Here is a 12,777-nt window from a genome sequence, read left to right on the forward strand (position 1 = left end):
ACAGGTCCGTCCGGGCCGGCGCAGCCCAGGCGTGCGGGGCCGGCATGTGTCCCCGCTCCCGGCGCGGGGGTTATGATGGCGGTCTTCGATCTCACATGGGCCCCATGCACACCGTGTTCGACGTCATCATCGTAGGGGGAGGGGCCGCCGGCATCGGCGCGGCGCGGCGGCTGGCGGAGCAGGGCGTGTCGGCCGTGCTGCTCGAGGCGTCGTCGCGCCTCGGGGGCCGCGCCCATACGCAGGATCTCGGCGGGTATCCCCTCGATCTCGGCTGCGAATGGCTCCATTCGGGCGACCGCAACGCCTGGGTCGGCATCGCCGAGGCGGCGGGCTTCCCGGTGGACCGGGGCGATCCGCCCTGGGCCAAGGCCCATCCCAGCATCGCGCAGGACCGGGACGACCAGGAGGCGGCCCAGCGGGCGTACGGCGTGTGGGAGGACCGGCTCCGCGCCGTCGCGGCGGGCGGCGACCGGGCCGCCGACGCCCTGGAGCCCGGCGGCCGGTACAACGCCTATGTGCGGTCCATCGCCGGCTTCATGAGCGGCGTCGGACCCGAGACGATCTCCGCCACCGACTACCTCGCCTACGACGACGCCTCGACGGGCCGGAACTGGCACCTGCCCCTCGGCTACGGGACGCTGGTCGCCGCCAGCCTGCCGACCGCCACGGCCCTGCGCCTCGCCACCCCCGTCGCGGGGATCGACCTCACGGCGGACGGGGTCGCCGTCACCACGCGGGCCGGCACCCTCCACGCCGGGGCCGCCATCCTGACGGTCTCGACCGCGATCCTGGCCGGCGACGCGATCCGTCTGCCCGCTGGGATCGACCCCTGGCGCGAGGCCGCCGCCGCCCTGCCACTCGGCCACAACGAGAAGGTGTTCCTCGAAATCGGGCGCGACTCGGCGTTCGCGCCGGATTCGCACGCCTACGGCGACGTCCACGATGCGAGGTCCGCCGCCTATTCCATCCGGCCCAACGGATGGCCGGTGATCGAGGCGTTCCTCGGGGGCGAGGGCGCCCGCATGGTGGCGGAGGAGGGCCCGGCCGCCGGCTTCGCGTTCGTCACGGACCAGCTCGCCGCCCTGTTCGGCCACGACGTGGCCTCGGCGATCCGGCCGCTGGCGGCGACCGCGTGGAGCCGGATGGGCACCATCGGCGGGGCGTATAGCTGCGCCCTGCCGGGCCGCTCCGGCGCGCGGGCGCAGCTCGCCCGGCCCTTCGAGGAGAGGCTGTTCTTCGCGGGCGAGGCGACGCACCCGCACGACTTCACCACCGCCCACGGGGCCCACGACAGCGGGCAGAGGGCCGCCGACGAGGCCATGGCGGCGCTCCGGCCGCGCCGCGCGCTCACGGCTCGGCGATGAGGTCCTTGATGCGGGTGGCGAGGGTTTCCAGCACGAACGGCTTGGTCAGGACCTGCATGCCCGGCCGCAGGTAGCCGTTTCCGAGCACGGCGTTCTCGGCGTAGCCGGTGATGAACAGCACCTTCAGGTCCGGCCGCCGCTCGCGGCCGGCATCGGCCATCTGCCGCCCGTTCATCCCGCCCGGCAGGCCGACATCGGTGACGAGCAGGTCGATGCGCACGTCCGATTGCAGCACCTTCAGGCCGGCGACGCTGTCGGCGGCCTCGATGGCGGTGTAGCCGAGGTCTTCCAGCACCTCCGTGACCAGCATACGCACGGAGGGCTCGTCGTCCACGATCAGCACCGTCTCGCCCTGGCCCGCCAGCTCCACCTCGGCGAGCCGGCGCGCGACCTCGGCCTCGTCGGCCTCGCCGTAATGGCGGGGCAGGTAGAGGCACACCATCGTGCCCTCGCCGACCTCGGAGTAGATCCGCACCTGCCCGCCCGACTGGCGGGCGAAGCCGTAGACCATGGACAGGCCGAGGCCCGTGCCCTCGCCGGTGGGCTTGGTGGTGAAGAACGGCTCGAACACCTTGTCGATCAGGTCCGGCGTCATGCCGGTGCCGGTGTCGCTCACGCAGACGCTGAGATACTGCCCCGGCGGCAGGTCGTGCTGCCGGCCGCCGACCTCGTCGATCCACCGGTTGGCGGTCTCGATGGTGATGCGCCCGCCCTCCGGCATCGCGTCGCGGGCGTTGATGCACAGGTTGAGCAGGGCGTTCTCCAACTGCCCCGGATCGATCAGCGCCGGCCACAGCCCGGCGAGGCCGACGACCTCCAGGTGGACGGAGGGGCCGACCGTGCGCCGGATCAGCTCCTCCATGTCGGTGACGAGGCGGTTTACGTTGGTGGGCTTGGGGTCGAGGGTCTGGCGCCGGGAGAAGGCGAGGAGCCGGTGGGTCAGCGCGGCAGCGCGCTTGGCCGCGCCTTGGGCGACCGCCATATAGCGGTCGAGGTCGCCCATCCGGCCCTGGCTCATCCGGGTCTGCATCAGCTCCAGCGAGCCGGAGATGCCGGCGAGCAGGTTGTTGAAGTCGTGGGCGAGGCCGCCGGTCAGTTGCCCCACCGCCTCCATCTTCTGCGATTGCCGCAGGGCCTCCTCGGTCCTGGCAAGGGCCTCGGCCTGCCGCTTGATCGCGGTCACGTCGCGCACGGAGGCATAGATCAGCCCGTCGCGGGGCACGGCGTTCCAGGACAGCCACACATGGCCGCCGTCCTTGTGGAGGTAGCGGTTCTCGAAGGTGAGCTGGGCCTCCCCGCGCGCCAGCCCGCCCGCCGCCGCCACGGTCGCCGCGATGTCGTCGGGATGCACGAAGTCGAGGAACGGCCGCGCCTTCATCTCGGTGTCGGTCCACCCGAGGGTCCGGGGCCAGGCCGGGTTGAGGCTGACGAAGTAGCCCTCGAAGTTGGCGACGCAGAGCAGGTCGGACGACGCCTGCCAGATCTGGTCGCGCTCGGCCGTCCGGGCGGCGACCTGACGGGCGAGGTCGGCCTCGGTCTGCGCGCGGACGGTCACGTCCTGCACGAAGACGTGGAAGCCGTCGACGCGACCGTCGGTGTCCCGGCGCGGCAGGTAGCGGATCTCTGCGATGCGGGGGCGCCCGTCGCGGTGGGGCCAGTCCATCTCGAAGGTGACGGGATCGCCGCCGAGCGCCCGGTCGATGAACGGCCGGCGCGCCGCGTAGCCATCCGGTCCGAGCAGGTCGCGCACGTCCTGGCCGACGATCTCCCGGGCGGGGACGAAGAACCAGTCGTCATAGGCCTCGTTGGCGAAGCGGTAGACGTGGTCCGCGCCGATGAAGGCGATGAGCACCGGCAGGGCGTCCGCGATCAGGCGGAGTTCCCGTTCCCCCGCCTCGGCGCGCCGCTCGACCTCGCGGCGCTCGGTGATGTCCGAGAAGAAGATCGCGACCCGGTGCGCGGACGGCTCGCCGATGCGCAGGGCCCGCACGTCGAACCAGCGGCCGAACACGTCGGCGAAATGCTCGAAATGCGCGGGCTCGCCGGTCAGGGCGACGTGCCCGTAGGTGTCGAACCAATGTTGCTCGAGATCGGGCGCGAAGTCGCTCACCCATTGTCCGGCGACATCGGCGCCGGTCTGCCGCACGAAGGCGGGGTTGGCCTCGACGATGCGGTAATCGACGGCCCGGTCGCCCTCGAACTTCAACGCGATGATGCAGAACCCGACCTCGATGCTCTCGAACAGGGTGCGGTAGCGCGCCTCGCTCTCCCGCAGCGCGGCCTCGGCGCGGGTGCGTTCGGTGACGTCGTGGCCCTCCACGAAGATGCCCTCGACCCGGCCGTCCGCCCCCGCGACCGGCTGGTAGACGAAGTCGAGGTAGCGCTCCGTGACCGGCCCCCCCGGCGCGCGCTGGAGATCGAGCCTCGCCCCCATCGCCTGGTGGGGCCGTCCGGTGCGGAACACCTCGTCGAGCAGGGCGACGTAGCCCTGGGCGGCGGCCTCCGGCAGCGCCTCCGCGACGGTGCGCCCGACCACGTCGCGGTCGTCGACGGCGCGTTGGTAGGCGGCGTTCGTCAGGGTGAAGCGGTGCTCGGGGCCGCTCAGGAGGGCGATGAAGCTGGGGGCCTGCTCGAACATCTGCGCGAGGGAGGTCGAATGCCCCCGCAGGCGCCGAACCTCGGCTTCCAGGTCCGCGCGGGACATCGTTCCCGGGTCGAGTGGGGGTGTGTGCATGATGGCTCGAAAGGAGCGGGCTTCCTCAGCGCGCCCGGCGGGCGACGCACGTCAACGCGCGCGATCCCCGGCGGATGCGCCTTGGCCGGGGCTTTACACCGTCAGCCGAAGGTCAGCGCCAACCGCTCCCGCAGGGCCTTGCGCAGGGCCCGGCTGAGGTCGGCGACGGAGTAGGGCTTGCCCAGCAGCGGAAAGCCGTCCGTGCCCTCGGAGGCCAGGACGTGGCTGTAGCCGGAGGTGAGCACCACGGGCAGGTAGGGCCAGCGCCGCCGGATCTCCCGGGCGAGGTCGACCCCGTTCATGCCGGGCATCACCACGTCGGAGAAGACCACCTCGAACCGCTGGCCGGACGCCTCGATCTCGGCCAGGGCGGCCTGCGCGTCCTTCACCCAGACGGCCTGGTAGCCGAGTTCCCCGAGGGCCTGGGTGGCGAAGGCGCCGACCTCCACGTTGTCCTCGACGACGAGGACCGGCGTGCCGTGCCCCTCGGCGAGCGGCCCCGGATCGTCCCGCGCGGGCTCCCGCGCCCCGGCGTCGGCGGAATGGGGAAGGAACAGGGTGAAGGTGGTCCCGACGCCGACCGCGCTGTCGACCGCGACGTCGCCGCCCGATTGCTTGGCGAAGCCGAACACTTGGCTGAGGCCGAGCCCGGTGCCGTGCCCCACGCCCTTCGTCGTGAAGAACGGCTCGAAGATGCGCTCCAGCAGGTCCGCCTCGATGCCCGCGCCGGTATCCGAGACCGACACGGCCACGAAGTCGCCCGGCACGGCCGGATGCGAGCGCAGGGGCGGGATGCGGTCCGCGCGCCGGACCGCGATGCGCAGGCGCCCCTCGCCCTGCATCGCGTCGCGGGCGTTCACGACGAGGTTCACGAGCGCCGTGTCGAACTGGCTCGGGTCGGCGTCCACGTGGCAGGGCAGCGCGCGCCCCGCCTCGTCCGTCCCGGCATTCGTATCGGTCTCGACGTGGATGCGGGCGCCGGTGAGCGTGCCGACCATGTCGGCGATGGCCGCCACCGACTGGGCGGCGTCGAACACGGCGGGGCGCAGCGCCTGCCGGCGCGCGAAGGCGAGCAACTGGCTGGTGAGCCGGGCCGCGCGGTCCACCGTGTCGGAGATGGCGTCGATGTAGCGGGCGCGCCGCTCCTCGCTTAGGCTCGGCCGCTTCAGGAGGTCGGTCGAGGACTTGATGACGGTCAGCAGGTTGTTGAAATCGTGCGCCACACCCCCCGTGAGCTGCCCGACCGCCTCCATCTTCTGCGACTGGCGCAGCTGCTCCTCCAGGGCCCGGCGCTCGGTCACGTCCCGGCCGGTGGCGTAGTAGCGGTCCCCCTGCAGGATGGCGTTCCACGAGATCCAGCGGTGCGCGCCGTCGGCGGTCCTGAGGCGGATGTCGATGTTGGAGACGTTCCGGCCGGTGCGCACCATCTCAAAGCCCTGGGCGGCGGCGTCCTGCTCGTCCGGGTGCATCACGGCGTCGATGCCGGTGCCGACGAGGCTGCCCGCCGGCCAGCCGAGCAGGTCCGTCCAGGCCGGGTTCACGGCGCGGATGGTCCCGTCGAGGCTGCAGACGACGAGGAGGTCGCGGCTCGTGCGCCAGACCAGGTCGCGCTCCACGAGCCGGTCGCGGTCCTGCGCCTCGCGGCGCCGCTCGTTTTCCAGCCGGACGGTGGCGTCCTCGAACAGCACCGCCACGCGGTTCTGCGCTTGGCTTCCGATTCGCACGGCGTGGATGTCGAACACGCGCCCCCGCTGCGAGGCCGCGCCCCGGAACCGCGCGTCGCGGCCGGTGCAGGCGACCTGCCCCAGCGTGTCGAACCAGTGCTGCTCGTGCTCCGGTTCGAGCTCGCGCATCCAGCGGCCTTCCGCGTTTGCCAGCCCCGACTGGCGCTCGAAGGCGGCGTTGACCTCGACGAAGCGGTAATCCTCGGCCCGTCCCCGCGCGTCGAATCGCATCTCGACGATGCAGAAGCCGGCCTCGCCGTCCTCCAGCAGGCTGCGGAAGGAGGCGCCCCGCCGCACGGCCATGCCCTCCATCTCCCGGAAGCGCGTCAGGTCGAGCTGGCTTCCGAAGAAGTACAGCAATTCGCCGTGCGGGCCGAAGACGGGGCTGACGTAGAGCTCGTTGACGAAGGGGCTGCCGTCCCGCCGGTAGTTCAGCAGCTCGACGACCACGTCCCGCCGCGCCGCGACGGCGTCGCGGATGCGGGCGACGTGGGCCGGATCGGTGCCGGGCCCCTGCAGGAAGCGGCAATTGCGGCCGATCAGCTCCTCGGCCGCGTAGCCGGAGAGTTCCAGGAAGGCGCGGTTGGCGAAGACGATGGGATTGTCCGGCAGGTTCGGATCGGTGACGATCATCGCCATCCGGGTCTTGTCCGAGGCGGTGAACAGCAGGTCGGACCGGAGGGTCCCGACCCCGGCCTCGCCGGCGGTCGAGGGGGCATCCGGCTCCCGCCCGGCGCGAAGGCGTCCGACCTCCGCCACCAGTTCGCTCTCGCGCTGGCGCAGCCGCTCGACCTCTTGTCGAAGATCTCCGTCGGTCATGCGCCTCTCTACCCGCTGCGGCGGCCGGGACCAACGCCCTCCGGCACTCGGTGGTCGATGTCGGCTGCGGCCATGCGTCCGGCACCGGGCTGCGCGGCGCCCGGCTCGGGGCCGCCATGGCCGTGTTCGCTTTGTTGCAGGGCGTGACTTAAGAGTGGACGGACAAGGTGGAGATAGTCATGGCCAAAGACAACAAGAGCACATTTCCCGGTGCGATTCGGGATCACAAGGAGGCTGTGCAATCTGAAGCCGCCAAAGTGAACACGAAGATCGAGGATGCCTTTCAGAAGCTCGCGACGAAGATGAGCGAGCGCGCCGAGAAGGCCAAGACGAAGATGGACGGCGCGCGCAAGCCGGAGAAGCGAGCGGTCCTGCTCCGGCGCTTCGAGCTGTACTCGGACGCCGCAACCCATCTCAAGGAGCGCCTCCCGCCGCGCGAGGCTTAGCCGCCGGCCCACCCGCGGGCGGCCGCCTTGTGCGCGGTCGCTTCGACGCCCTGCGGGCGCCACGCCGTATTGAACCCTGAAATGCGCCGCGCCGGGGCCGCCCCGCCGACTTCGCGGCCTCCGGGATCGTTCCGAAGCCCCATAAGATCCTCAACCGCCAGCGACAATTCAATTTACGTCGAGGCACGCAGCGATTAAGTCTTCTCAGAGATTTACAACGTTAAGTCGTCAACAAAAATAAACAATGACCGCGGATCGAAAGTAATCTACGTTGACCCACATGGGGGCAACAGTGAATACAACGATCTCATGGTGTCGTGCCATCCGACCCAATTTCGCGGGCTACCTCGAACATCATTTCGATATGATGGGGCCGCAGGTCGTCTTGATTCATGCGTGGCTCGTCGATGACAACAAGGACCACAGCGAGTGGCGGCTGAGCCCTCGGGGAACCGAGCATTTCGAGATCTGGGCGGAGTTCAGGGACGCCGGGGCGGTCAACCGGGTGGAGGGTCACATCGCCCGCCTGAAGGCGGCCTGGGGCGCGCCCGAACATCTCGTGCAGTGGCAGCAGCGCGACCGGATCTTCTAGCCGCGCGGCCCCCTGCGATCACGCGAAGAGGGGCCGCTCCAGGAACGTCAGCCCGGCGGGAAGCGGGGACTCGACCGGCCGGTAGCGGCCAGCGCCTCCCTCCGTCGGCCGACCGCGCCGCCGGACGACCTCCCGCTCGAAGGCGATGAAGGCGTCCGTGTGCCCGTCGAGGCCGATGATCGGCCGGATATCCAGCTCGCAGAGGTAGGGCTCGCCGGTCTGCCGGTAGTTCTGCAGGCGCCCGAGGAAGCGGCCGTCCGCCCGCAGCGCCCGCTGGACCAGCCTCGCCCCTTCCCGGCTGGTGCCGGCGCCCTGCAGCATCCGGGGCGTCTTGCCCAGGACATCCTCCGCCCCGTAGCCGCTCATCCGCGAGAAGGCCGCGTTCGCGTAGACGATCCGCGGGCCCGGGAGGCTGAGCGCGGCATCGGTGACGAGAACGCCCACGTCCAGCGAATCGGCGAGGTGGCTGACGAGATCGACGAGGTGCATGGCTCCACTCCCAGAGAACCTCAACGATATTCAGGAATTCTTAATCCGCGCTTAAGGGGAAAGAGCCGAAATCGATCACCTTTTTTCCTACAACTTCTGGGAAATTCAGATCTTGTTAGAAGATCGACGGCAAGATCTGCCCAAGCTGAGCCCCTGATGAAGGCGCCTGTCGCGCCGGCGGCTCCACCTTGTGGCGAAGATGATCCGGGTTCGGGGGCGTACGATGACGTGGGGTTGGAAGGTCCGTTCGGCGGGAAATACAAGCGAGATCGCTGCGCTCGCGGCCCTGCGCACCAACGTGATGATCGCCGATGCGGCGATGAACATCACTTATATGAATCCGGCCCTGACGCACTTCATGCAGGAGGCCGAGGCCGACCTGAAAGCCGAACTCCCGCGCTTCGATGCGGCCAAGCTCATCGGCAGCAACATCGACATCTTCCACAAGGACCCCTCGCACCAGCGCCGGATGCTCGCGGCCCTCGACACGCCGCACCAGGCGACCATCCGGGTCGGCAAGCGGGTGTTCGATCTGCTGGTGACGCCGCTGTCCGAGGGCGGGAAGCGCATCGGCTTCGTCGTGGAATGGGCCGACGCGCAGGAGCGGCTGCTCAACCTCGACTACTCGGCGCAGATCGCCGCGATCAGCCGCTCGCAGGCGGTCATCGAGTTCCAGCCCGACGGGACGATCGTCACCGCCAACCGGAACTTCCTCGAGCTGATGGGCTACCGCCTCGACGAGGTTGAGGGGAAGCACCACGGCATCTTCGTGGAGCCGGAGGTCCGGGCGGCCCGCGAGTACACCGAGTTCTGGGACCGGCTGCGCCGGGGCGAGTATCAGGCAGCGCAGTTCAAGCGGCTCGCCCGCGACGGCCGGCCCGTCTGGATCGAGGGGTCCTACAACCCGATCCTCGACCGCCACGGCAAGGTGGCCAAGATCGTGAAGTTCGCCAGCGACGTCACTGACGACGTGAAGCGCCTGACCGAACTGAAGGTGCTCATCGACGAGAACTTCGCCGAGGTCGATCGGGCGGTCCACCTGTCCAACAACGAGTCCGAGGAGGCGCGGGTCGCGGCCGGGAAGACCTCCGACAACGTCCAGTCCGTGGCGGCGGCGGCCGAGGAACTGGCCCGCTCCGTCGATGAGATCGCCGCCAGCATGAGCAAGGCGCGCACGAGCAGCGACGAGGCGCAATCGCAGACCCAGGCCGCCGGCGAGCTGACGCAGAAGCTGAGCGCGACCGCCACCGCCATGAGCGGCATCGTCGGGCTGATCCAGAACATCGCCAGCCAGATCAACCTGCTGGCGCTGAACGCGACGATCGAATCCGCGCGGGCCGGCGAGGCGGGCCGGGGCTTCGCGGTCGTGGCGCAGGAGGTGAAGAACCTCGCCAACCAGGCCTCGCGCGCCACCGACCAGATCGCGGGGGAGATCGGCAACGTCCAGGCCGTCTCGACCCAGGTGGTCGGGTCGCTGGAGACCATCCTGGCCTCGGTCGAGACGATGCGGGACTACGTGGTGAGCACGGCGGCGGCGGTCGAGCAGCAGAGCGTGGTCACCCGGGACATGTCGGCCAACATGCAGGACGCGGCCGGCGCGGTGGGGGCGATCGCTCAGAACATCGGCGCGATCTCGGCCGCGGTCGGCAGCGTGTCCCAGGCGGTGGAGACGACCAAGGGCGCGGCGCGCGTCCTGGCGCGCTGAGGAGGGGAATCATGGCCCGCATCCACCGACTTCCGGTCGTACTCCAGGGCGAGGCCAGCCGCCGCCTGACCGACGGCCTCGCCGCCGTGATCCGGGCGGGCGAAGACCCCGGTCCGCGCCGGCATCAGATCGCGGTGCTGCACCGGTCGATCCACGATTCCCTGCGGGATCTACCGGCCGCGCTCGCCGAGGTGGCGGAGACGCTTCCCGCCGACCACCCGTGCCGGCGGAGTGCCGAGGACGCGGTGATCCGCTTCATGGCCGAGGTCGAGGCGCTGGTCGCGATTATCGAGGCGACCGGTTCGCGTCCCTCCCGCGCCGCCGCTGGCCAATAGCGCGCGAACAGGAGGCGAAGGCCGCCCTCAGCGGGACGGCTTGGCCGCGACGTCGCCCCAGCTCGCGAGGGGGAAGGCGTGGTCGTAGGCCAGATTGAAGAAGAAGGCGTAGGCCACGTAGAAGGCCGCGATCGCGAGGTCCATGAAGAAGGCCTCGACCAAGCCGATGCCGAGATACCACGCGATCGGCGGCAGCAGGATCATGAGCAGCCCCGCCTCGAACAGGACGGCGTGCGCCACCCGCAGGACGACGCTCTTGCGCGTGTGCCCGGCGAAGCGCTGCATCGCCCGGTCGAAGCCGAGATTGTAGACGTAGTTCCACGTCGTCGCGACCAGCGCGCTCCCGACGCCGATCACGCCCATGTCGGCGGCGTGCAGGCCGAACACCACGGTCCCGAGGGGAACGATGAGCAGGAGGCCGATCACCTCGAACAGGATGGCGTGACGGATACGGTCTCGTGTGCTGCGCATGATCTCCTCTGCGGACGCCGAATGGGTTGCCCGGTGTCTATCTGTGATAAGCCGATCCACAAGTTAGGACGTATCTGAGAATCAGATAGATGGCCGTGTCGCTGGATCAGCTTCAAGCCTTCGTGGCGGCGGCGGAGGCCGGCTCCTTTTCCGGTGCGGCGCGGGTTCTGCGGAAGGCGCAATCGGCCGTCAGCACGCAGGTCGCCAACCTTGAGACCGATCTCGGGCTGGCCCTGTTCAACCGGACGGGCCGCAATCCGATCCTCACCCCGGCGGGCGAACGGCTGCTGCTCGAAGCGCGCGTCGTCCTCGACCGGCGGGAGCACCTGATCGGCGTCGCGAGCAGCCTGGAGCAGGGCGTCGAGAACCGGCTGGTGGTCGCCATCGACGAACTCTACCCGGAGCACGCCCTTGGCGCGCTGTTCGCCGACTTCGCCCGGCGCTTTCCCTTCGTGGAACTGGAACTGCTCTTCCCCCTCATGGAGGACGTCAGCCGCATGGTCCGGTCCGGGGCGGCCGACCTGGGGGTGATGTGGCGCCAGGAGGCGCTTCCCACGGAACTCGGCTTCCAGACCATCGGCTGGGTGCCGCTCAAGCTCGTCTGCGGCCGTGATCACCCCCTCGCGAAGGAGCGGGTGGAGTGGGAGGAACTGAAGCGGCACCGCCAGATCCTCGTGGCCGCACGGGGCGACGGCGCGGAGAAGCGCCGCCTGCGGGTCGCCGCCGAAGTCTGGTGGGTGGAGAGCCACTGGGTCATCCTGGAGATGGTCAAGCACGGGATCGGCTGGGCCTTCGTCACCGACCACGTCATCGCCGCGTCCCTCACGGCGCCGTATCTCGTGACGCCCGACCTCCATTTCGATCAGGGCGATTGGCCCATCGCCCTCGAACTCGTCTGGCACAAGCAGCGGCCCTGCGGCCCGGCCGCTGCGTGGCTCCGTGCCCGCTTCGCGGCGGAGCGGATCGGTGCGAATGCGCAGATTGCGCAACTGCGTTGACGGAATGCGCGTTCTGCGCAAAGTTGTCCGCGAGCACCGGCCTGCGCCAGGGCCATCAACGAAAGTGCTCGCCACAGACAGGGAGGACGCGGCGATGCAGTTGCCGATCAAACGGACCATTGACCGCGTTCCGGGGGGCATGATGGTCGTGCCGCTGCTGGCGGGCGCGCTGATCGCGACCTTTTTTCCCGGCACCCCGAAGTTCTTCGGCTCCTTTACCGGGGCTCTGTTCTCGGGCGCCCTGACGATCCTCGCGGTCTTCTACGTGTGCATGGGGGCGAGCATCGATTTCCGCGCCACACCGTACATCGTGAAGAAGGGCGGCACGCTGCTGATCGTGAAGATCGGCATCGCGCTCATCCTCGGATTGGTCTTCGGACGCGTCCTCGGGGAGGCCCCGGTCGCGGCGGGCATGTTCGCCGGATTGTCGACCCTGGCCGTCGTCGCCAGCATGAACGACACGAACGGCGGCCTCTACATGGCGCTGATGGGCCAGTACGGCCGCCCCCGCGATGTCGGCGCCTACACGGTCATGTCGCTGGAAAGCGGCCCGTTCCTCACCATGGTGACGCTGGGCGTCGCCGGCCTCTCGGCCTTTCCCTGGCAGACCCTGGTCGGGGCCATCCTGCCCCTCGTCGTCGGGATGATCATCGGGAACCTCGACCGCGAGATGCGCGCCTTCCTGAGCAAGGCGATCCCGGTCATGATTCCGTTCTTTGCTTTCGCCCTGGGCGCCGGCCTCGATCTCACCAAGGTCTGGCAGGCGGGCCTCTTGGGGCTCGCGATGGGGGTCGCGGTGGTGGTGCTGACGGGCATTCCCCTGTTCCTGGCCGACCGCCTCACCGGGGGCACCGGCGTCGCGGGTGTCGCCGCCGCCTCGACGGCCGGAAACGCCGCCGCCGTCCCGGCCATCGTCGCCGCCGCGAACCCGGCCTATGCCGATGCCGCCGGCCCCGCGACGATCCTGGTGGCGGCCTGCGTCGTTGTCACGGCCATCCTCGTCCCGATCGTCACGGCCTGGACGGCGAAGGTCGTCGGCCCCGGCGAGGCCGAGGCGGAGGACGTCGTGGCCGAGCCCGCCCCGGTGGGCCGCGCCTGAG

General features: G+C 70.0%; 11 protein-coding genes. 7 read left to right on the top strand and 4 right to left on the bottom strand.

The genetic code is table 11. The annotated features are described in order from the left end of the window. Nucleotides 1-104 precede the first annotated feature (104 nt). Nucleotides 105-1,364, top strand: a complete 1,260-nt coding sequence (locus MKK52_RS19320; RefSeq protein WP_243956717.1) for a flavin monoamine oxidase family protein — start codon at nucleotides 105-107, stop codon at nucleotides 1,362-1,364. Here the strand turns inward: MKK52_RS19320 and MKK52_RS19325 are convergent. Then, on the bottom strand, nucleotides 1,348-4,068 hold the full coding sequence (locus MKK52_RS19325; protein ID WP_243956539.1) for a PAS domain-containing sensor histidine kinase: 2,721 nt from the start codon (nucleotides 4,066-4,068) through the stop codon (nucleotides 1,348-1,350). The two genes, MKK52_RS19320 and MKK52_RS19325, sit on opposite strands and share 17 nt — an antisense overlap. Before the next feature lie 131 nt (nucleotides 4,069-4,199). Then, nucleotides 4,200-6,641 carry a PAS domain S-box protein gene (locus tag MKK52_RS19330; protein WP_279597933.1) on the bottom strand — a complete coding sequence of 814 codons (2,442 nt, stop codon included), beginning with the start codon at nucleotides 6,639-6,641 and terminating at the stop codon, nucleotides 4,200-4,202. Nucleotides 6,642-6,820: 179 nt separating this feature from the next. Here MKK52_RS19330 and MKK52_RS19340 point away from each other — a divergent pair, with 179 nt between their 5' ends. Both MKK52_RS19340 and MKK52_RS19345 read left to right on the top strand, forming a co-directional pair. Then, complete coding sequence (locus tag MKK52_RS19340) at nucleotides 6,821-7,087, top strand: hypothetical protein (RefSeq protein ID WP_243956541.1); 267 nt, start codon at nucleotides 6,821-6,823, stop codon at nucleotides 7,085-7,087. A 364-nt stretch (nucleotides 7,088-7,451) separates the two neighbouring features. After that, the gene (locus MKK52_RS19345) at nucleotides 7,452-7,679 is read left to right on the top strand and encodes a hypothetical protein (protein ID WP_243956543.1); all 228 of its coding nucleotides are present in this window, start codon (nucleotides 7,452-7,454) and stop codon (nucleotides 7,677-7,679) included. Between the two features lie 18 nt (nucleotides 7,680-7,697). Here the strand turns inward: MKK52_RS19345 and MKK52_RS19350 are convergent, their stop codons facing one another. Then, nucleotides 7,698-8,168: a PAS domain-containing protein gene (locus MKK52_RS19350; RefSeq protein WP_243956545.1), complete on the bottom strand. Its 471-nt coding sequence runs from the start codon at nucleotides 8,166-8,168 to the stop codon at nucleotides 7,698-7,700. Between the two features lie 223 nt (nucleotides 8,169-8,391). Here MKK52_RS19350 and MKK52_RS19355 point away from each other — a divergent pair, with 223 nt between their 5' ends. Together MKK52_RS19355 and MKK52_RS19360 are read left to right on the top strand one after the other, a co-directional pair. Beyond that, a complete protein-coding gene (locus tag MKK52_RS19355; RefSeq protein ID WP_243956546.1) occupies nucleotides 8,392-9,873 on the top strand; it encodes a PAS domain-containing methyl-accepting chemotaxis protein in 1,482 nt (493 codons plus the stop codon). An 11-nt stretch (nucleotides 9,874-9,884) separates the two neighbouring features. Continuing rightward, nucleotides 9,885-10,208 carry a hypothetical protein gene (locus MKK52_RS19360; RefSeq protein WP_243956547.1) on the top strand — a complete coding sequence of 108 codons (324 nt, stop codon included), beginning with the start codon at nucleotides 9,885-9,887 and terminating at the stop codon, nucleotides 10,206-10,208. Between the two features lie 27 nt (nucleotides 10,209-10,235). Here the strand turns inward: MKK52_RS19360 and MKK52_RS19365 are convergent, their stop codons facing one another. Further along, complete coding sequence (locus tag MKK52_RS19365) at nucleotides 10,236-10,679, bottom strand: PACE efflux transporter (RefSeq protein ID WP_243956548.1); 444 nt, start codon at nucleotides 10,677-10,679, stop codon at nucleotides 10,236-10,238. An 89-nt stretch (nucleotides 10,680-10,768) separates the two neighbouring features. Here MKK52_RS19365 and MKK52_RS19370 point away from each other — a divergent pair, with 89 nt between their 5' ends. Both MKK52_RS19370 and MKK52_RS19375 read left to right on the top strand, forming a co-directional pair. Then, nucleotides 10,769-11,677, top strand: coding sequence for a LysR family transcriptional regulator (locus tag MKK52_RS19370; RefSeq protein WP_243956549.1), 909 nt, complete (start codon nucleotides 10,769-10,771; stop codon nucleotides 11,675-11,677). A 94-nt stretch (nucleotides 11,678-11,771) separates the two neighbouring features. Next, a complete protein-coding gene (locus MKK52_RS19375) occupies nucleotides 11,772-12,776 on the top strand; it encodes a 2-keto-3-deoxygluconate permease (protein ID WP_279597934.1) in 1,005 nt (334 codons plus the stop codon). Nucleotide 12,777 lies beyond the last annotated feature (1 nt).

It is taken from the genome of Methylobacterium sp. J-067 (assembly GCF_022829465.1).
Taxonomy (GTDB): domain Bacteria; phylum Pseudomonadota; class Alphaproteobacteria; order Rhizobiales; family Beijerinckiaceae; genus Methylobacterium; species Methylobacterium litchii.

Bases quoted from the DNA above. Each gene is read 5' to 3' on its own strand.
- MKK52_RS19320 (WP_243956717.1), top strand. From the start codon at position 105: ATGCACACCGTGTTCGACGTCATCATCGTAGGGGGAGGGGCCGCCGGC.
- MKK52_RS19325 (WP_243956539.1), bottom strand. From the start codon at position 4,068: ATGTCCCGCGCGGACCTGGAAGCCGAGGTTCGGCGCCTGCGGGGGCAT.
- MKK52_RS19330 (WP_279597933.1), bottom strand. From the start codon at position 6,641: ATGACCGACGGAGATCTTCGACAAGAGGTCGAGCGGCTGCGCCAGCGC.
- MKK52_RS19340 (WP_243956541.1), top strand. From the start codon at position 6,821: ATGGCCAAAGACAACAAGAGCACATTTCCCGGTGCGATTCGGGATCAC.
- MKK52_RS19345 (WP_243956543.1), top strand. From the start codon at position 7,452: ATGATGGGGCCGCAGGTCGTCTTGATTCATGCGTGGCTCGTCGATGAC.
- MKK52_RS19350 (WP_243956545.1), bottom strand. From the start codon at position 8,168: ATGCACCTCGTCGATCTCGTCAGCCACCTCGCCGATTCGCTGGACGTG.
- MKK52_RS19355 (WP_243956546.1), top strand. From the start codon at position 8,392: ATGACGTGGGGTTGGAAGGTCCGTTCGGCGGGAAATACAAGCGAGATC.
- MKK52_RS19360 (WP_243956547.1), top strand. From the start codon at position 9,885: ATGGCCCGCATCCACCGACTTCCGGTCGTACTCCAGGGCGAGGCCAGC.
- MKK52_RS19365 (WP_243956548.1), bottom strand. From the start codon at position 10,679: ATGCGCAGCACACGAGACCGTATCCGTCACGCCATCCTGTTCGAGGTG.
- MKK52_RS19370 (WP_243956549.1), top strand. From the start codon at position 10,769: ATGGCCGTGTCGCTGGATCAGCTTCAAGCCTTCGTGGCGGCGGCGGAG.
- MKK52_RS19375 (WP_279597934.1), top strand. From the start codon at position 11,772: ATGCAGTTGCCGATCAAACGGACCATTGACCGCGTTCCGGGGGGCATG.